The sequence below is a fragment of the Nostoc sp. UCD121 genome (genome assembly GCF_014222285.1).
Lineage (GTDB): Bacteria > Cyanobacteriota > Cyanobacteriia > Cyanobacteriales > Nostocaceae > Nostoc.
In genome coordinates, this window is the sequence record NZ_JACKZS010000057.1 from 21,121 (window position 1) to 38,640 (window position 17,520).

Annotated in this window: 21 protein-coding genes; 10 read left to right on the forward strand and 11 right to left on the reverse strand. The window is 42.4% G+C overall.

Annotated features, from left to right (window positions below):
• Positions 1–227: 227 nt before the first annotated feature.
• From GNF10_RS38555 to tnpA, 5 genes are all read right to left on the reverse strand, one after another.
• Positions 228–353, reverse strand: coding sequence for a hypothetical protein (locus tag GNF10_RS38555; protein WP_260445797.1), 126 nt, complete (start codon positions 351–353; stop codon positions 228–230).
• An 84-nt stretch (positions 354–437) separates the two neighbouring features.
• The gene (gene rpsU / locus GNF10_RS14550; protein WP_185582816.1) at positions 438–626 is read right to left on the reverse strand and encodes a 30S ribosomal protein S21; all 189 of its coding nucleotides are present in this window, start codon (positions 624–626) and stop codon (positions 438–440) included.
• Between the two features lie 131 nt (positions 627–757).
• Positions 758–1,066: an RNA-binding protein gene (locus GNF10_RS14555; RefSeq protein WP_185582817.1), complete on the reverse strand. Its 309-nt coding sequence runs from the start codon at positions 1,064–1,066 to the stop codon at positions 758–760.
• A gap of 210 nt (positions 1,067–1,276) precedes the next feature.
• Positions 1,277–1,450 (reverse strand): hypothetical protein, encoded by a 174-nt coding sequence (locus tag GNF10_RS14560; RefSeq protein ID WP_185582819.1) that lies wholly within the window; start codon positions 1,448–1,450, stop codon positions 1,277–1,279.
• 134 nt (positions 1,451–1,584) lie between these two features.
• A complete protein-coding gene (gene tnpA / locus GNF10_RS14565) occupies positions 1,585–1,989 on the reverse strand; it encodes an IS200/IS605 family transposase (protein WP_185582821.1) in 405 nt (134 codons plus the stop codon).
• Positions 1,990–2,018: 29 nt separating this feature from the next.
• On the opposite strand from tnpA, the gene GNF10_RS14570 reads away from it, so the two are divergent.
• Positions 2,019–3,233, forward strand: coding sequence for an RNA-guided endonuclease TnpB family protein (locus tag GNF10_RS14570; RefSeq protein WP_185582823.1), 1,215 nt, complete (start codon positions 2,019–2,021; stop codon positions 3,231–3,233).
• A gap of 53 nt (positions 3,234–3,286) precedes the next feature.
• On the opposite strand, the gene GNF10_RS14575 is transcribed toward GNF10_RS14570, so the two are convergent.
• From GNF10_RS14575 to GNF10_RS14590, 4 genes are all read right to left on the reverse strand, one after another.
• On the reverse strand, positions 3,287–7,117 hold the full coding sequence (locus GNF10_RS14575; RefSeq protein WP_185582825.1) for a plasmid replication protein, CyRepA1 family: 3,831 nt from the start codon (positions 7,115–7,117) through the stop codon (positions 3,287–3,289).
• Positions 7,114–7,446, reverse strand: coding sequence for a hypothetical protein (locus GNF10_RS14580; RefSeq protein ID WP_185582828.1), 333 nt, complete (start codon positions 7,444–7,446; stop codon positions 7,114–7,116). Before GNF10_RS14580 ends, GNF10_RS14575 begins: the two co-directional genes overlap by 4 nt.
• A gap of 386 nt (positions 7,447–7,832) precedes the next feature.
• Positions 7,833–8,141 carry a hypothetical protein gene (locus tag GNF10_RS14585; protein ID WP_069068063.1) on the reverse strand — a complete coding sequence of 103 codons (309 nt, stop codon included), beginning with the start codon at positions 8,139–8,141 and terminating at the stop codon, positions 7,833–7,835.
• 67 nt (positions 8,142–8,208) lie between these two features.
• On the reverse strand, positions 8,209–8,355 hold the full coding sequence (locus GNF10_RS14590; RefSeq protein WP_167407759.1) for a hypothetical protein: 147 nt from the start codon (positions 8,353–8,355) through the stop codon (positions 8,209–8,211).
• Between the two features lie 291 nt (positions 8,356–8,646).
• On the opposite strand from GNF10_RS14590, the gene GNF10_RS14595 reads away from it, so the two are divergent.
• The 7 genes from GNF10_RS14595 to GNF10_RS14625 all read left to right on the forward strand — a co-directional run bounded on the left by GNF10_RS14595 (position 8,647) and on the right by GNF10_RS14625 (position 13,756).
• Positions 8,647–9,015 (forward strand): hypothetical protein, encoded by a 369-nt coding sequence (locus GNF10_RS14595; RefSeq protein ID WP_185582829.1) that lies wholly within the window; start codon positions 8,647–8,649, stop codon positions 9,013–9,015.
• A 3-nt stretch (positions 9,016–9,018) separates the two neighbouring features.
• Complete coding sequence (locus GNF10_RS14600) at positions 9,019–9,666, forward strand: hypothetical protein (protein ID WP_185582831.1); 648 nt, start codon at positions 9,019–9,021, stop codon at positions 9,664–9,666.
• A 67-nt stretch (positions 9,667–9,733) separates the two neighbouring features.
• Positions 9,734–9,970, forward strand: coding sequence for a hypothetical protein (locus GNF10_RS14605; protein ID WP_199338543.1), 237 nt, complete (start codon positions 9,734–9,736; stop codon positions 9,968–9,970).
• Between the two features lie 260 nt (positions 9,971–10,230).
• A complete protein-coding gene (locus GNF10_RS14610; protein ID WP_185582833.1) occupies positions 10,231–10,425 on the forward strand; it encodes a hypothetical protein in 195 nt (64 codons plus the stop codon).
• Positions 10,412–11,077, forward strand: a complete 666-nt coding sequence (locus GNF10_RS14615; RefSeq protein WP_185582835.1) for a hypothetical protein — start codon at positions 10,412–10,414, stop codon at positions 11,075–11,077. Before GNF10_RS14610 ends, GNF10_RS14615 begins: the two co-directional genes overlap by 14 nt.
• Entirely contained in the window at positions 11,074–13,245 is a 2,172-nt protein-coding gene (locus GNF10_RS14620; RefSeq protein WP_185591906.1) for a hypothetical protein, read from the forward strand. Before GNF10_RS14615 ends, GNF10_RS14620 begins: the two co-directional genes overlap by 4 nt.
• A 4-nt stretch (positions 13,246–13,249) precedes the next feature.
• Positions 13,250–13,756 carry a GIY-YIG nuclease family protein gene (locus GNF10_RS14625; RefSeq protein ID WP_260445798.1) on the forward strand — a complete coding sequence of 169 codons (507 nt, stop codon included), beginning with the start codon at positions 13,250–13,252 and terminating at the stop codon, positions 13,754–13,756.
• A gap of 37 nt (positions 13,757–13,793) precedes the next feature.
• On the opposite strand, the gene GNF10_RS14630 is transcribed toward GNF10_RS14625, so the two are convergent.
• The gene (locus GNF10_RS14630; RefSeq protein WP_167756047.1) at positions 13,794–13,955 is read right to left on the reverse strand and encodes a hypothetical protein; all 162 of its coding nucleotides are present in this window, start codon (positions 13,953–13,955) and stop codon (positions 13,794–13,796) included.
• A 191-nt stretch (positions 13,956–14,146) separates the two neighbouring features.
• Here GNF10_RS14630 and GNF10_RS14635 point away from each other — a divergent pair, with 191 nt between their 5' ends.
• Positions 14,147–15,997 (forward strand): protelomerase family protein, encoded by a 1,851-nt coding sequence (locus GNF10_RS14635; protein WP_185582592.1) that lies wholly within the window; start codon positions 14,147–14,149, stop codon positions 15,995–15,997.
• 195 nt (positions 15,998–16,192) lie between these two features.
• Entirely contained in the window at positions 16,193–16,408 is a 216-nt protein-coding gene (locus tag GNF10_RS14640) for a Nif11-like leader peptide family natural product precursor (protein ID WP_069068113.1), read from the forward strand.
• 58 nt (positions 16,409–16,466) lie between these two features.
• Here the strand turns inward: GNF10_RS14640 and GNF10_RS14645 are convergent, their stop codons facing one another.
• A complete protein-coding gene (locus GNF10_RS14645) occupies positions 16,467–16,604 on the reverse strand; it encodes a hypothetical protein (RefSeq protein WP_185591907.1) in 138 nt (45 codons plus the stop codon).
• Positions 16,605–17,520 lie beyond the last annotated feature (916 nt).

Here is a 17,520-nt window from a genome sequence, read left to right on the forward strand (position 1 = left end):
TTGTGTCCTTTTAGGCACATCAACCACATCAATTGCCCCCAGAAGGGGGTATTTTTATGGCGGTAGTGGATCTTGCGAGGTAACAATCAAATGAGCGTGGCTCACTACCATCTAAGGTAGTGTTAGGCGAACGCTAACCTAATCATCTCAAATTACGGGGACATCACAATGAATCGAGAAGAGTTTGAGGCTCTGATTACACGTAATAGCCCTTATCTGTAGCGCAACTATATATATATTGATATGACGAATGGCGATCGCCGCAGTGAGCCGCGACTTCGCAAGAACAGTGCGAGACAATGGTGACTGTAATCTTTTATAGATAAAGCTTTTAAGTCAGTAAGAACTACCATTGCTTAATTTTTGCTTATTGCTAATTCCATAAAGAAAACCCTCATAATGTTTATGAGGGGATTGATTAATATCTATGTCATTCATTAAGTGCGGAAATGTCTTTTACCCTGCCTGTGCTTGGCAATTTCTTTACGCTTGCGTTTTTCTATAGGTGTTTCAAAGTGACGATGCTTCCTCATATCTGGAAAAATCCCAGCCTTGGAAACTTCTCGTTTAAATCGACGTAAGGCTGACTCAATGTGTTCATTGTCACCCACTATTATTTGGGTCATTATCTCTCCTGCTAAATTGACTTACTTAATGGCTGATAGTGGTAAGCCGCCCAGTTAACTAAAGTGCAAAAAAGGCAGACTCTTTGTCTGAAGAGAAAATTCGCTCTCTCTTCCTTTCAGCTTTCTTCCGCTTAGTAGCGGTTACGTCCACCGCCCCCACCGTACCCTCCCCGGTTCCCACCAGACGAACCTCTGTCTTCTCTGGGTTTAGCCTTATTCACTTTCAGGTCACGACCCATCCACTCAGCACCATCAAGACCCTCAATGGCAGCTGCTTCTTCTGCATCTGTTCCCATTTCTACAAATCCGAAACCGCGTAGTTGTCCTGTTTCGCGGTCAGTAGGTAGTTGAACACGCTTTACAGTACCATATTCAGCAAAAACACCCTTAATATCATCTTCCTTAACTTCGTAAGAGAGGTTGCCTACATAAATTGACATCGATTATCTCCAAAATTATTAATGTGTAGAGATTGAAATTTCGGAGAAAAGTCTGTAAATACCAAAAGGGAAAAGCCTGTCAATACTAAAAACAAAGATACTCACCGAATTAACTCTCCTAGTCTAGGATGACATAGAAGCCAATTCTCTGCATCCAGTAGATGGTTAATTAACCAGTGATGTAAGACTAGGTGCGATTGCCTCAGTTGGCTACTCATCCATCTGGATACCCAGATTTTTGACTTGCTCTAACGCCTCTACTGCGCCAACTTCATCAACTATTCGGATAAATGCATTAGCTAATTCTTGTAACAAGTCACTGCGATCTATCTCTACCCCCTCGTCTGCCAAGTCCATCAGCACTCGATTGATCTGCCTGCTCAATTTTTTCGGAATGCGAAAAGTGGCATGGTGATGCCTACCTCTTCAGGGGTTGCTAAATATGATATTTTTGTTTTTGTCATGATTGTTTGGTGTTCTGAAAATTGACCAAAAGAATGGGATTCAAGCCCCGCCCTTTAGCGTAGCGGAGGGCGGCTTTGATTATTTATATACTCCTTCAATACTTCAATCGGCGCTCCTCCCACAGAACAAGCAAAATACGAAGGACTCCACAAGTGTTCTGCGTGAGGTGAATCGGCAAACTGTTTCCGGTACATCCTTGAAGATACACCCTTGAGGTGGTTCACTAACTGAGATACAGAATATCTTGGTGGGTACTCAACCAATAAGTGAACATGGTCGCCTTCCCCGTTAACCTCAACAATAGTAAAATCCATCTTTTTTGCCACTTCAAAAAATGATTGGATTAGCACCTCTAGCCGTTGGGCATCAAATATTTTTTTACGGTACTTGGTAACGAAGACCAAATGAGATTTAAGAGACGTAACACTGTGTTTGCCACGTCTATATTCTTTATTCATAGTGGTAGACCAAATGATATAATCTTACTATGAAAGCACGTTATCGTTACCGAATCTACCCGACTGATGCCCAGCAACTGCTATTGAGTAAGTTGTTTGGGTGCGTTCGTGTGGTGTGGAATGATGCACTTGCTCAGTGTAAGGTTGAATATCAAACAGGTAGTAAGAAGCCGAGTGGTGCAGACTTGCAAAAGCTGTTCATCACTCAAGCCAAGAAAACGGATGAAAGAGCTTGGTTGTCCGAAGTCTCAAACATCCCCTTACAACAATCTCTAAACGACTTAGAACAGGCATACCAAAACTTTTTTAAATCATGCAAAAAAGAACGCAAAGGTAAGCCTGTTCGACCTCCCAAGTTTAAAAAACGTCGGGCTGCTCAGTCTGCTCGTTTTCGCAAAGGTGGATTTAAAGTTTGTCAAACATCAGTCCACCTGACCAAAATTGGGCATTTAGTTGTTGTTTGGTCAAGAGCATTACCTGCCGAGCCGTCATCTGTAACTGTTCTCAAGGATGCAGCAGGACGGTATTTTGTAAGTTTTGTGGTAGAGATTCAATCGTCACCCCTGCCACAGATAGACAATGCTGTTGGCATAGATTTAGGTATAACAACCTTTGCTACCCTCAGCACTGGCGAGAAAGTAGATGCGCCGAAACCATTAAAAAAACGTATTGGAAGGCTGCGCCGACTTAGTAAAAATCTATCTCGCAAAAAGAGAGGGTCAAGTAGGTACGAAGTAGCTCGTAAGCGCAAGGCTAAACTACAAGCCAAACTCAAGGACACTAGAACAGACTTTTTGCACAAGCTATCAACTAAGTTAATTCGTGAGAATCAAGCGATTATCTTAGAAAATTTAAACGTCTCAGGAATGCTCAAAAACCGTAAACTATCTAGAGCAATTAGCGATTTAGGATGGCGGCAGTTTAGAACATTTCTCGAAGGGAAAGCGGAGAAATACGGACGTACCTTCACTGTTATCAGTAGGTGGGAGCCAACAAGCCAAACCTGCTCATGCTGTGGATTTAGAGGCGGCAAACTCGACCTTTCAATCCGTGAGTGGATTTGCTTAAATTGCGAATCCACTCACGATAGGGACGTGAACGCCGCGACTAACATTAAAGCCGCCGGAGGATATGCGGAGGCTCAAAACGGACGTGGAGGAAAGCGTCAGACTATCGCAAAGGTAGCAGCATCCTGTGAAGCGTCAACCCACCAAGAATTCATACAGTTAAGTCTGTTTGATTAGATTGGAATCACCGTGGCTTTAGCCCGGTGAGGATCTCAATAGGTACACAAACTCTAACCAGTGGCTAGCAATAGTTGATTTAAAGGTATTGAGCATTCTTGCTTGTCGCCCCAGCATTTCCGAGCGATCGCTATTCCCCCTCTAACAGCTTTCAAAACATAGCTTCGGAAGTGGGAACCAAAACCCGTTTCCTTAATTTCAGCTTGTGTAGCGATGGCCTGCTGTGCCAATTCCTCTAAAGACAATTGCTGCTGATATTTTTGATGAAGTTCCCAGAGATGCGAACGCTGGTTTTCTGAAAGTAGCGGCCAAACTTGATCAATCTCGGCTTGGTTCGCCGCAACTTCTCCCCAATTAGAAATTTTTAGTAGTTTCTCAATTACCGCTTCTGTGGACTGCTGATGATTTTCAACTGGTAACTCAGCTATGATTACCTGACTTTCTGAGTCATGAGTGATGACTATTGACTCAACTTCTTCTGTTAGGGTCTGTGTTTTTTGCTCTGCGTACTGTTCTTGTAATGTAGTCAGCGTATTAATTTCGGTTTCTGCAAGTGCTGACAATTGGCAATTGGGAATTGTTGCTTGTACTTGTGCCTCCAGTTTGGCTTTGGCGGCTTTTTCTCTGGCTAGGATATCGCGCTCTACCCATGCCGTGAAAACTTCCTCTCGGCGATCGCTAACGGGAACAGCGCGACCATCGACAAAAACCAGATTCCCCTCATCATCTTTTTGGAAGTCTGGCGCGGGGACACCGTAAATCCAGACTTGGTTGCCTCGTGTTCCCTCTCGCCGCAATCGGGGGAATTTATACCCAGTAAGAGATGCTAGTTTTTGACAGACTTGCATGGGAGTATTTAGCTTTGCAAACATATTACTCTTAGCGCCAAGAATTAAACTCAAATCGGATTGATGAGTTTTTGCTTTCTCAAATACTGCTTGTGCTAATGGGTGATTGTTGCTCAATCCGTCCGTTTCTCGAAGCTCTTTGTACCCAATCCAGTCTAAAGCATCAATTTTTTTCCCAATAAAGCTTTTATTAGTATCGGGAATGAAATAATCTCCACCGCCATTTTTTAAAGCGGTAGACATGACGTTTATTTCTCTATCCGGTAGAAATTCCCTACCCACGCCAAGGTAGTAATCTAGTCGAATTATAGAATACCAGTTTTTATCATCTTTCTCTACTAATTCGGGAGTAACGGTCACGTTATAACGCCTTTCAATCTCACCTTTTCTGTGTTTTAACTGTTCGGACTCAGTTTTGCAATTCTGTTTATCTAGTTTCAAAAACTGTTCATCTGTAATGCTTTCAGATGCAGTTACATTCTCACAGTGTCCCGCATATTCTGATTTGCAGTTTTTGTAAATTTCTTGCTTAGTAGTTTCTACTTCTGCGGGTTCAGGTAACTCATCTGCGCTGACTTCACAGATGATATGTCCCTCAGATTTCAAATCACTAATAATTTGCGATTCATAGCTATTCATCCCATCATTGATGATTGCCCCTAGCTTCGCCCAAGTATTAATGCAAATACTCTCAAAATTGCCTTCTATCGATTCCTCAAATCCCAAATCAACGAGCTTTTTAATATTGGCTTTATTCTTAATGTACTCACCTGCTAGTAATGCCTTGACACTATTGGAGCCATTGCCTACCCTATTGATGCCTACTGGATTAAGCCAGATATAACGCGGGACTGGAAGGCGGTAACGTGATAAATGCTGTCTGACACCATCGGTAGTTTGTACGCCTTGAAAAATCCCAAAAACATAATCAAAATGCTTTTCTTCAATTGATACCCCAGTCTCAATGGTCGAGGTAGTTAGAACGAGGTCATAGTTTTTAATTACCTCATTTAAATCATCTGTACAGCCAAAAGCCGGATGACCAAGAGTAGTTGTACTTTTAGAATCAATTCGTAAAATTCTCAGGTGTGGCAGCAGTTTTTTATAGTACGCCTCCAAATTGCGAGAACCCCATTTAGAACTAGCCCGTTGTCCAGACAAAGCAACAAAACACTTATCCCCATTCTCTAGTTTTTGGGTAAGGATTTTTACTAATTGTGCTGGATTATTACCCTGTACTAAATTTACCTGCCAAGGCTCTACAAACTGAAATGTATTTTCCACGAGAAAAGTGTCAATCTCTTGCCCAATTAGTCCTTTGATAAAGTCAATACCAATATCGTTTAAGTCAGCATCAGCAATGAAGATTTTCCCACCATAATTAACAACATTCAGTAGCAGGCGTTTGAAGTTTTTGATGATGGCTACGCGATCGCTCTGACAAGTCGAACTGCTCAACAAATGCCAGATTAGCTGCATGATTTCATCCAAAATCAACCAGCACCCTTTCCACTCATCAGGGTTAAATTTGGCTTGGCTTTTTGGATGTAAGCTATCAATTACTAACCCCATTCCGAAATGTGAGCCTTGCTCAGTCTGCTTCACTTCGGTAATGAAAGGTAATCCCAGTTTTTTTACAAGCTGGGTTGCCAGTTGCACCCGATGGGTAATTACTAACACTCTCCTCTCACCAGCGCGAATTATCGGGTCAGTTAGCCACTGAAGCAAGTGAGTTTTACCTGTGTTCTTTGGCGATTTCAAGCCTATTAGCTGCTTACCCAAAGGAATAGCCAACTCACCCAAGTAACGCTGATTTAAGTTCAAATCTGGGGTGTATGTGAGCCGCCTTAGTTGCTTGGTGTTCCACTCATCTAATTTCAGAGCATCGCAGTAAATAGTATCAAATTGGTCGCGGCCGTAAGCAGCTAGTACATCATCAATCCCTTTGCCTAATGCCAAATGCCACCCCATTACTCGGACTTCACAGCCACGCAAAGATAAAAGCTTGGCAGTTTTAGCGATCGCACCATTCACGCTTCTAACCGTGGTGCGCTTCACATCGGCATCAAAACAGAAATAAATTCGCCTGCCTGATTGAGCATAAGCGGCTAACTGTGGGATCAGGTATGGTGCGCCGTTATTTTCGCCGTATTCATCCTTTGGTTGGCGACGGCCTCCCCACACCCCTGGTATGCCGATCGCAACGTAACCACAAGATAAGATTGCAGCTGCTTTTTTAGCACCCTCGCAGATGATAATGGGAATTTGGGTATTCTCTCTCACCCATCGCCAAAAATCACCAAAAGGTAAACTTTGGTAATTTTCTGGTAGTGCCACATCGTAGCGGCGGCTAATTAATTCCCAGATCCGGGTGGGAATCCGTAAGGCAAAAATTTCTGTGTCAACTTTGGGGGGATGCTCATACTTAATTGCCTTGCTGTTACCCTCATCTATTCTTGGCGTGTTGGGCTTGAAGCATCCCCAATCGGAATCTTCACCAGTGATAATATTTATTCCGCTACACCACCAACCACCATTAGACAGGTGAGCATATCGCCGCATATCCCCATCGCGTAGCCGCCCATCGTTACGGCGGCTGATTTTATCGGAGTAGAGCAAGTAATCAAAAGCGGCATTCCCTGACAGCGATTTGAAGTTAAGTGCCGCTATCTCACTGTCAATCCCACTCTCACCCCACTCTTGCCAGTGGCTTGCTTCAAAATCTTCTCTGGCTGGCAAAGTATAAGGTGCGGATGGCTCTTTGAATCCTTGATAATTACCCAGTGCTTGAATTTCGCTATCATGGTGATGGCTACGCCCAGAGCAGGCATCGCCTTGCGCCATGTCATTTTGGTTGTCGGCTACAACAACTTGATGGACTTTTCCATCTCTGGACTCAAGTCTTGAGACTTCATGCAAAGCCCAAGGGGTACTTCTGAGCTTACCTCGCTTGTTGAATTTTCTAAAAACCTGCCTTAGTTCTTGATTTAGTGATTTTTGGGGTGAGGCTATCTTGCCGAATCCTTTGTGATTCATACTGCCACCCCTCCAACCTTGGCTTCAATTTGGAGAAGTACGGCGGCCACCTGACCACTAAACCAGCCAAGCTTTACTAATCGCTGTAAGTAAAAGGACTCCTCTAAGTTGAGGTTAGGCGATCGCAGTAACTCATCCGGGTCGGGGCATGGTCTTAGAGCAACGTCACAGCAACCCGCTTTTAAATATTTGGTGCTAGTTCGGCGATCGCTTATATGGTTTGATAATTCCGAAATTCGAGATTCTTGATTGTTGGGGAAAGTTTGCGTTAGAATACTAGGTTTTTCATTCGCAAACCCCTGTCTGTCAGAAGTAAGGGGTTTATTCATTGGGTTGTCCTTTGTTGGTTTGGACAGCCCCTTCACTTTTAAATTTGCAGATTGTAGGGATTAGTCGGTAAGCTTGAAATAGTTATAAATTTAATTAGACTTGCTGGTTGCAGAGTCCGGGGGCTGAAACGTCTAGTAAACGTTTCTTTGTGCGCTGCTTTTGCTTACCGTGGTGGATTGATTGACTAATCCCTGCGATCGCACTCAAAAAGCTGAGGGCTGTGTAGCTAGCATTTTTTTTGCTATTTATTCTGTGAATTCTAGAGAAATTGATAAAAATTTTATATCTTTTGTGTAGTCCTCAAAAATACAAATTATTGATAAGGCGATCGCTTTCCTTAAGGAAATCTCTTCATAATCCACTCCCAGCATTGCGATCGCCTGAGCTAGTTTTGTGGATCAATCCGTGTTAGCTGTAGCAATATTGCGCCAAGCTGATTTAATGCTGCGTTAGTAGTGCGCTGGTGTTCTTCAAAGTTACGCTGATGTTGTTCATGGCTATCACGTAACTCAAGTAACACATCATCCAAAATCGCGCTACGAGCAAGAACTCGGTCAACGTTGCTGGTTAACTCATTTACGTTATCAGTTAAGTTGTCAATCTTTACTGTGAGGTTAGCTATAGCTTCAGTATTTCTGATAGCTAGATTTTCTATACGGTCAAGTCGGCTTGGTTGTTCTGGTGTATCTGTCATTTCCCTACCTCAATCATCTTGGCGATCGCAACTTGGCGTGAATAAATATCTTGAATTTGTGCTTCTATCATGCTGATTTATTTTGTTCTAGTTTCTTTTGTTCGGCGATCGCGCGTTTTACTAGCACCCTAGTCAATTGGGGAACCGTTAAAAACTCTTTATTCGCCCAACTTTGTAGATATTTATATTCATCCTCTTCTATACGGATTGTCATTTGTGGTTTTTTAGAAGGCATACATAACAGTGAGTCACTATGCCTAATTATCATTCCTCTTGAGTTTTATTGACCAGTTTTGAATCATAGTATTGACAGGTGACTCACCTTTAATTACTATATCAACAGAGAAGCAATCGATCAACAACAAGTCACTAGTTAGCGTCCTACGAGTACCCCAAAAACTTACACAGTAAGGGATTTAGCGATTAGGAGCGACATTGTGATGTGTACTTATTCTGATTGCTAGCTAGTTAATATCTGATTCACATTGATTACTGTAGTAAACCCATGAAACCTAGACGGAGCAAGCATTCTACAGATTTAGATTTATTTTTAGATTTTCCATCTACCAAGACATATTTAGCTGAGGTTTTGGGTGTTAGTCGCTCGACCTTAGTCACTTGGGAGAATTTAGCTTTCTGGAGAATCCCCAGTTTCAGAGATGCCTACCCCAAAACCCACGATGGCAGTTACGACCGGGAATCACCCTTATCACCCTACCAAGCATGGATTTTGGGCAGAGTAGGGCGATTAATGGCACAGCTACGACGGTCTGAACGAGTCAAAGGCTATATCGCCAAAAATCCGAATGATTTCTCTAGATACCGCTATCAGCAAGCATTCCAACAAATCCAAAAAATACAGAAGGGAGCGTAAATCATGGCAGCACGAAAGAGAACCACAGCACCAACAGCCGACACAGTAAGCATTCATGATGCTTGCTTAAGATATATGACCACGGAACAGAGCTTTAGACTGGCTTTAAGCCATGTTCGCCCTGATGATTTCGACACTGTAAAGGCAGTTTCAGAGGCAGATTTAGAAGCGATCGCCTCCCATTTCCAGCCAAAATTGCCAGAGGTGGCTAGCAACACCTCAGAGTCACCCGAAAATTTACAAAATTTTACACAGGAAACATCGGAACCAGCCCCAGAACAGCCAAAAAATACCCTTTCTCTGCCCCAGCAAGAGCGACATTTAGCAGCGCCTACCCAATCCCCAAGCAATCATGCCCAACTGACTTTAATTGACCAGCTAGCGAAACAGGCAGGGCAAGAAATTGAATTAGTAGATGCCATCGCCCAAGTTAAAAACCAACTGATTTTAAATAACTTGGCTGTTAGGGATGCCGAACTTGTAGAGGGTATAAATCAGCACTGGCAACATCAAAAGCAAGGATATTTGGGAGCGATTAGAGATTTGGCCAGTTTGGGTAAGGAACCTGTAGCAATTACCCCAGATGAAACTGACCTGACCCAAGAAATTGAAGGCATCATCACCGAACTGGGAAAAAAGCTAATCGTGTGAGAGCGATCAACATCCTGTTATCTCCTCTCGATTTTCTTAACTGGTTATTAGAAAGAGTACTAACGCTATGACTTTTACAATTTCCGGCACTGAACCAGAGGCAAGCATAAGCGCTAATTCCTTGCCTGAGTTAGTTTCTCAAGCACAAGAATTACTTGGACAAATCCGCCAACATCCACAGTTTAAAGGCTTGCGCTTTGATTGTGATGTAGCGATCGGTGACGTAAAACAATATTTCAACTATCTGGAATGGGCTGCTACTGCTGATTTAGAGGTATCTAGATTTGAAGGTTTTACAGAATAATTATCACGCCACCGGACAAAGTAGACGCGAATCAAACGGGTAATACAGCACTTCTGGCAGCTATGAGGTACATCATCCTTAAAGCTAAAAGCTATGGTAGGAGAGGTGCAAGAAGAAAAACTGTATTGCATAATAGCGGGAAGCGCTGTAAAAAGGGATGTTGCCAGCATCCCTCGTTAAAACTTGTAAAATCCCATCCTGGGAATGTGTCTTAATTACCCAGCAATTATGCCATATCCCTACTCATAGAAAAAAGGTTTATGGATGATTTAAATAACCAAATTCAAGATGCAAAGACGGACGAAACAGAGCTAAACCAAGTCCTGAAAAAATATGATCTAGACGAACAATTATCAATTGAGTTTAGCGAAATCGACAAAGCATTTAGGCAACTAGAAATTAAATATCAATCCCTACTGAACACTAGAAAGTTTTTGAGCAATGGCAAGAATTGACACTACAAAAGCAGCCGCGAAAGCTGTAGCTGAGAAGTTAGCAGGGCGTAACCAAAACTCGACATCTAGCACTAATTTCACATCTGCTACCCCTACGACTACTCCCATAGATAGCCGCATCCCTGGCTTACTAACTGTCACCCCTGACTTAGTACCGGGAATGATGCCACCATTCCAACCCAATCAATACCATATTTCAGATCCCCTAAATCCTCCCGAAACTCTCCCACAGGCAACTCAAAGCCAGCTTGATAAAGGGATGAAAATCTATGAAGGTGCAACGCGATCGCTCAAATTGACCGGGGCAGCGCTCGACCTAACACGCGAGAAATTTACTGTAATTGGTAAACACTCAAAGGCTTTTGGCGCTGGCATCCAAGCAGCTACCGAGATTGAAAAAGTCAAGGGTAATTATTTGGATTACCTTAATCAAAAAGAGGTAACTACCCAAAAATCAGTTGCTTTAGATGTTAGTCAAGTTAAGACGAGCGCTGACACGAATATCTCGGTTTATAGCAAAGACGAACTAAATCAAAAGTTGTTACAAGCACAAATTAAAGCTGAAGAATTGCGACTAAAAACTGTTGAATCACAGGGCAATCTAGCAAGCTTCAAAGCCCAATTGGGTGATTATCTGGAGGTAAAATCATGAGATTATCCTACAGCTTAGGGCTAAGTGCTTTTAGCTTGTGCGCTGGCTTGGCAGTAGCTTCTGGAGGGTTCACCAACGATATAGCCAAAGTAATCTCTATGCTTGGTGTGGGAGCATTGCCAGCAAGTTTTATTACTTACTTTATCGCGGATAATAAATCACAGAGATTGCTAAATGATGCTGAAAGTAAAAACGAACAAGCAGGTAAGACACTGCATAAAATAATTAGGGATTTTGACACTTGCAAGTCAAAGTTAACTAACGCTAGCAGCCAGCTAGAATCCTTGAGAGATGAACTCAAAGAAGCAAGAAATACCATCAACTCGTTAGGTCACAGCAAGCTAGAAAACACGGGTTTAATTGCCCAACTGCAAGCTAAGTTGAACCAAGCGTTTACCCAATCACAGCAAGAAAAACAACGTATTGAATATTTAGAATCCGAATGTGAGCAATGGGAATTTAACTTTAAATCTCAAGTAGAAACGGAAGCTAATCAACGTTTTCAACTTGCTAAGTCTCAGGAATTAGAGAAAATTTACTTAGAGCATGACTCGATAACCAGTGAAGCTATGCAGTTATTTAGACGGCTGCAATCCTGGGGTGAGAAGGTAGCGCACGGACATCAAAGCAAAGCAGAAATTATCAAGAGTTTAGCAAGTAGCTACAACGAAAATTTAGATGAGGTTGGGGAGGCAATCGCTAGTGAGCGCCAAAATTATCTTTTGCAAATCGAATTACTAAACGAGCGTATAGGTCAGCTACAGCAACAATTGCTTGGTGATTTAATAGAACCCGTGTATGGTGAATTTGGCTTTGATATCAACGGGAAAATCGCCAACGAAATAGCGCGTACCTTGTTTAGTGATCTCAGGCTAGCTTTGAGCGTTAAAGGCTTTCAGGTGAAGCCTGACGGTGTTGTAGACATTGGCTATGGCTATTCCCGGTCTGTGCATCCCAAAGCCATTGCAGAAGCAATCAGCAAACATTCTGACACGCTGGCTAAAAAGTTAGGACTATTCAAAATAACAAGCGTTCGCAAGCTAGAAATAACCGATTGTATTGTGGTCAGTTACCGTATGGGCCCAGCCATCAAAACAGATGAAATTAAGCTGATGGTTGGGACTCCTGACGAATTTATAAACTACGTCACTTCTCACCCTATCCGCTATCGGCTGATTGCAGATCCGGGCGTTGGTAAAACCCCAACCACTGCGGTAATGATTAGCGAAATCCTCAAAGCTGGTTGTACTCGTGGCAATACTGGCAAGGGCGAGAAAGTGCCTAATACTCTGGTTACAGTGTCTTATCCTGGTGCTGTTGCTTCACTCAAAGATAGCAACTATCCTTTAGAGCATTTCCTTAAGTATGGCGACACAACAGCCGCGATTAAATCCTTTGATGATTGCCTAGACGACGGAAATTTTCGAGCTAAAAACCCCACATTCGCTGCTAACTTCTTTCAAATTTGGGCATGGGATGAATTAGATAACACCCTAAATTCTTGCAGTGAGCCATACAAGGCAGGGGAAAACCTCAAGAAGATTCTGAAGCAGTTTGGTCATAATAACATCGGCTGGATTGTGTCGGGTCAATCAGTGATGACCAAACAAATCCCAGGTTTTACTAATGATGATCGGTCACTCTTTACCGAAATAATCATTGGCATTCCCAAAATCAGACATTACCTGAATACCTACGGCAAGGGGAAAAACAGCGAGTCTAACTTGGCTAAGTTGATTCGTAACTTAGACGCAATTGAAGAATACATCAACCATAAAAATGAGTTAGTTACCGATGATGCGAGATTATTAAGAGTAGCCTTAGTAGTCGATTCTCGCTCACCCAAACTTTATTTTTTACCTAATTTAGATAAAGTCAGTTTTAACTATCAAGAAATAGAGGATACAAAGCGACTGGCAAGGGTTGCCAAGTCCCCTGACACGAATGACACGAGATTGACAAGGGATACTTTAAAGCCAAGCACAGTAAGCACTGACACGGTGATGTCAGTCGCGTCATTTCCGACTATAGGGGGTAGCCGCCAAAGTGACACAAAGCCTTATTGTCCCCACTGTGGTCACGCAAATCTAACCGTGAGAAAGGATAAAAGATATTACTGTTTGAACTGCAAAAAAATAACAGTTTCTAACAAAATAGTTTGGAAATAAATATATGGACTTGGATGATATTACGACACTTATCTATCAGCCTAAAAATGACCATGAGCCGGGATTTATCTATTTAATGGAAGCAGAGGGTTATCACGGGCTAATTCCTGGTTGTTACCTCCGTCGTTGCAAAATTGGGTTATCTCGTAATCCCGAAGCTCGACTTGATAACTTTCATAGGAATCAACCACCTTGTAACGTGAAAATCCTCAAGACTATTTATGTAGAGGATATGGCAGATGTAGAGGGTGAATTACATCAACAATTTAGCCAATGCAATGTTGAGTTAATCAAAAGTCAAGAGTGGTTTGATTTTAATCCAGTGCAATTTATGATGGTTAACTGGGAATTTGAGAAGCGATCGCTACACGTCTTTAGCATTAGCGACTTGCCAATTAAGCTAATCATTTTCAGCATGATCGGGCTATTGTCCGTGGGTGCGATCGCTGGCAGATTGACAAATCAACCAGTTAACTCCGTGATACAGCCACAAGATAAATTGACAAAGTAAGCAAAATTAAGGGAGGTTGTTAGCCTCCCTTTGGGTTTTAGAACGGTGTGTTACCAGTCTCGTTTACCTTGGCGAGATATCCCCGCCAGTAGTCTCCATCCTGGCTTTTGGGTGGTAATCCAATCGCCGCGTCGAATTCTCCGTCAAAGTAGTCGCTAGTAGGTTGGAATTGTTGAGGTTGAGCAATTGTGAGTAACATGAGAATACCTTTTATTTTTAAGCTGCGGGTTAGTAGCCCGCTTTTTCTGTGGTTCTTTCAACCTGTTATTAGCGTAGCTTAACCTGTTATATAATGTCAATAACTTGTTAAAAATATCTCACAGGTTATTGACATTGGCTAACTTGTTAGTTAAGTTAATAACAGCTTAGAAATAAAGGGGAGTCAGTCAGATGTCTAAAGCAGTTCAGGAACAAGTAGATCAACTCTTTGTTGCGGTCAAAGATTTGCAAAGCCTTGAAGAGATCAAGCCACACTGTGAGAAGTTCAACGAGTGGATAAATACCAACACTAACTACAGCATTAAAAGCTTAGGCACTGTGCTGAGTCGGGCTGGCTTCTATAAAAAATTCAAGTCACTGCCATTAGAGCAAGGGAAAAACGCTGATTCTGTACCCAAGCATGATGCCCAAGGCAACGTAACAGGTTATGAGTTAAAGCACTATGTTTTACTGCTGTGTGGTCTGGATAAAAAGGATTGGGAGGAGCGTAACGAGTCAACACGGGTAAGCTTACGCCTCGATAATGGTCAGGAAATCAGCCCAGACGAATATTTAGAAGTAACAGGTAAGCTGTTAGAATCCCAAGACCTCCATGAAGTAGCAGTGGGGTTAATTGCTGCCACTGGCCGCCGCCCTCATGAAATTCTGGCTCGTGCTAAGTTCGCACCTGTGGAGGGTCAAAGCTATCAGGTAATGTTCACTGGTCAAGGTAAAAAACGGGGAGATAAGCCAGTATTCCCCATCGCTACCCTCTACCCTGCTAGTTACGTCATTGAGCGATTGAACTGGTTAAGAAAGGAGCCAACAACTAAAGCACTGTTGGCAGAGGTGGCTAACGAGAATCCTACAGACCTTTCAGCCCAAAACCGTGCTATTGATAGTCGCCGCAACGGTTCACTTAATCGAGTAGTTCGTGGTTATTTTGGAGACAAGGGAGATAAAACCCCAATTCTGAATTTTCGACATGGGGAAGAACAAGACAACTGCAAAGCATTACGAGCCGCATATTTAGCATTGGCTACAGAAAGAGATTGCCAGGGTTCAACGGGTTCTAAGATGCTACACGCCGCTAGGTTAGCTGGTCACTTTGTTAAGGATGCTCCCACCGACCGAGATTTACAAAATCTTGTAACCACTTTGGGGTATGCCGATTACTACCTTACAAAACCTGTAGGTTTTCCCGATGCTCCATCAAAAGAAAAACTTTCAAATGTTCGGGTTAGTTCTTCAGATTTAGAAGCTATTCGCCACTTGCAAGAGGAGTTAAATTTACCCAATCAGCAATCAGTTATTACTTACTTGCTTGAGTCATTTAACAACCGGTTGGACACTGCAAAGCAATTACAGTCAGCACAGCAGAGAGTTGCCCAATTAGAAACAAAGATTAAAGAGTTACAGCAAAGTAATAACCAGTTAGAAGATAGCAATAACCAACTGGATATAACTAACAAACAATTGACAAAGGAGAAAGCAGCAATGGAAACCACAGCACAGCAACCCCAGACAGTTACTCTGAATGTCACCGAGTTAGACTCTTGGCTAGAGAAAAAAGTTATTGAGGTGGTGAACAAGGTAACTCAAGGTGTGGCTACAGCACCGGCTGTTACTGCCACAGATGCCAAGGTAACACCCATCAAAGAAGAGATTGACTGGCAAGCCAAGACTGATGCTGAGATATGGGGAAGCAAAGCGCCGGGGGCAGGTATAGAAAAAATTCGTCGGTCTTATCAGGCAATTTGTTTGTATAACGATACTGTAGCGACTCTTGACTCAGATCGCCTAGCAATTACTAACCAAGCACTCAGAGATTTATCGGGCTGTAACGGGTTGCTGGTACGTGATTGGATTGAAGCCCATAAAGATGAAGTGATTAGCCATAATGCTAAGTTCGGTATGGAGAACAAGAAAGACCCTAGTAACCCTGCCAGCTATGCCAACAAGGGCAAGGACACAGATAAAATTCTTTTGCTGATAAACGATGAGTTCTTGAGTGGGGAAGGCTTTAAGGCAGGGAGAAGCTGAAACGGATCTGGAGTAGGATAATGATTACTTATCAGAACGTGATTTCTTATAAGCAAGATTCTGATAAATGAAGAGCAGCGCGTCGCTATAATCATCTTTCCCCCGAATCTTGATACCCTTGTGCTGCTAGTCTTAAAAAATATACTGCTGTTTTTCTTTATATTACGAGTAGCTAGCGAGGATCAAATTTTAAATATGGCTTTTGAGCAAATCGAAGCATTTTTAAAGAAAATGCAGTCTGAACCTGAACTTAAAAACGAGGTGCTTGCAGCACCAACCGCAGATGATGTTGCGCGAATAGCACTAAAGCTTGGTTTTGAATTTTCAGGTGATGAATTATTGAGAATGTCAGGTAAGAAAGTTGGCAGCATTACTGTTAGAAAAACTGATCTTCCTGGAGAGTACAACTAGGGGTCACGCGAGAATTTTTGAAAAAGGCAGAAGGCAGAGGGATGAATAGCGATCGCTTTTAACTTCCTCCCAAGATGAGAAATAAGCCGCGTAAATGTGGTGAATGGGCAAATAGCCAAGTTAGGAGATTAAAGGGACTATAGGCGATTGTGGGGTGTGTGGTGAGTGCGATCGCCAGAGATAAGCTAATAGTCATTCATTTTTCCAGACTGACTCGCTCGTGGTAAGGGCTTCAACCTTGGATTTATGCAACTTAAATGCTCATTAGCTTAGGCTTTTGGGTTTCTATAGCAGGGGTAGGGGAGAATCGCTTACAGAGGTTATGCCAAGGGAGCGCTCGACAGCTGCCAAACTCCCAACACAGCTTTCTAAACACCTTGGAGTAGGTGCAAAACCTACCCCAACTTTTTAAATGCGATTCACTATAGTTGATAACTTTAATCTTGCCTTTTCAAAAATACTTTATGTCTTTGGTAACGTTATTTTTTGGGCATCACTAAGTATTTTTATCTACTCTGATCAAAGCGATTTTAGGAAATTAAAAATAGCAAAAATAAGCGTAGTAGGTATGTTTATTTAGAGGTGGCTGATTTTCCAATTTTTGGCAATTTTATCGCTTCTCGCTAGCTACCTGTTGAGCTACCAAATAACTACCTGTCTGGAAAATCAAAAATCACAAAAAACCACTACTTTTTCACCCAACAGGTAGCTAGGTGTCACCTGTCTGGTAGCCCGATAACTACCTCTAGGGAATTGTATTATACAATACAGTTTAGCTCGGAATCTACTTTAGTTTTATGTAGATTATCAGGCTTTAAAAAATCTCTACTGCACCCAGTTATTCTTACAATCCCAGCATTGATATCAATGTTTTGGAATCCTGCAACTGGTTGCGCCCAATGAATCTAATATTTTCAAGGCTTGGGTCAGCGTTGAGTTTTTCTGTTGAGCGGTTGGCGTGAGATACACAAAGCGCAATGTTACCCCACTTTATTTTTTTCAGTCGCATGATGGCGTAACCGCTATGAGCCGGTGGCGATCGCAATCAGCCCAAATTGACTACAAAAGAACTACTCAAAAACGACAAAAGCAGATGAAGTTTAACATCTGGG

Coding starts and splice junctions, on each gene's coding strand:
- GNF10_RS38555 (WP_260445797.1), bottom strand. CDS start 353: ATGGTAGTTCTTACTGACTTAAAAGCTTTATCTATAAAAGATTACAGT.
- rpsU (WP_185582816.1), bottom strand. CDS start 626: ATGACCCAAATAATAGTGGGTGACAATGAACACATTGAGTCAGCCTTA.
- GNF10_RS14555 (WP_185582817.1), bottom strand. CDS start 1,066: ATGTCAATTTATGTAGGCAACCTCTCTTACGAAGTTAAGGAAGATGAT.
- tnpA (WP_185582821.1), bottom strand. CDS start 1,989: ATGAATAAAGAATATAGACGTGGCAAACACAGTGTTACGTCTCTTAAA.
- GNF10_RS14570 (WP_185582823.1), top strand. CDS start 2,019: ATGAAAGCACGTTATCGTTACCGAATCTACCCGACTGATGCCCAGCAA.
- GNF10_RS14575 (WP_185582825.1), bottom strand. CDS start 7,117: ATGAATCACAAAGGATTCGGCAAGATAGCCTCACCCCAAAAATCACTA.
- GNF10_RS14580 (WP_185582828.1), bottom strand. CDS start 7,446: ATGAATAAACCCCTTACTTCTGACAGACAGGGGTTTGCGAATGAAAAA.
- GNF10_RS14585 (WP_069068063.1), bottom strand. CDS start 8,141: ATGACAGATACACCAGAACAACCAAGCCGACTTGACCGTATAGAAAAT.
- GNF10_RS14590 (WP_167407759.1), bottom strand. CDS start 8,355: ATGACAATCCGTATAGAAGAGGATGAATATAAATATCTACAAAGTTGG.
- GNF10_RS14595 (WP_185582829.1), top strand. CDS start 8,647: ATGAAACCTAGACGGAGCAAGCATTCTACAGATTTAGATTTATTTTTA.
- GNF10_RS14600 (WP_185582831.1), top strand. CDS start 9,019: ATGGCAGCACGAAAGAGAACCACAGCACCAACAGCCGACACAGTAAGC.
- GNF10_RS14605 (WP_199338543.1), top strand. CDS start 9,734: ATGACTTTTACAATTTCCGGCACTGAACCAGAGGCAAGCATAAGCGCT.
- GNF10_RS14610 (WP_185582833.1), top strand. CDS start 10,231: ATGGATGATTTAAATAACCAAATTCAAGATGCAAAGACGGACGAAACA.
- GNF10_RS14615 (WP_185582835.1), top strand. CDS start 10,412: ATGGCAAGAATTGACACTACAAAAGCAGCCGCGAAAGCTGTAGCTGAG.
- GNF10_RS14620 (WP_185591906.1), top strand. CDS start 11,074: ATGAGATTATCCTACAGCTTAGGGCTAAGTGCTTTTAGCTTGTGCGCT.
- GNF10_RS14625 (WP_260445798.1), top strand. CDS start 13,250: ATGGACTTGGATGATATTACGACACTTATCTATCAGCCTAAAAATGAC.
- GNF10_RS14630 (WP_167756047.1), bottom strand. CDS start 13,955: ATGTTACTCACAATTGCTCAACCTCAACAATTCCAACCTACTAGCGAC.
- GNF10_RS14635 (WP_185582592.1), top strand. CDS start 14,147: ATGTCTAAAGCAGTTCAGGAACAAGTAGATCAACTCTTTGTTGCGGTC.
- GNF10_RS14640 (WP_069068113.1), top strand. CDS start 16,193: ATGGCTTTTGAGCAAATCGAAGCATTTTTAAAGAAAATGCAGTCTGAA.
- GNF10_RS14645 (WP_185591907.1), bottom strand. CDS start 16,604: ATGACTATTAGCTTATCTCTGGCGATCGCACTCACCACACACCCCACA.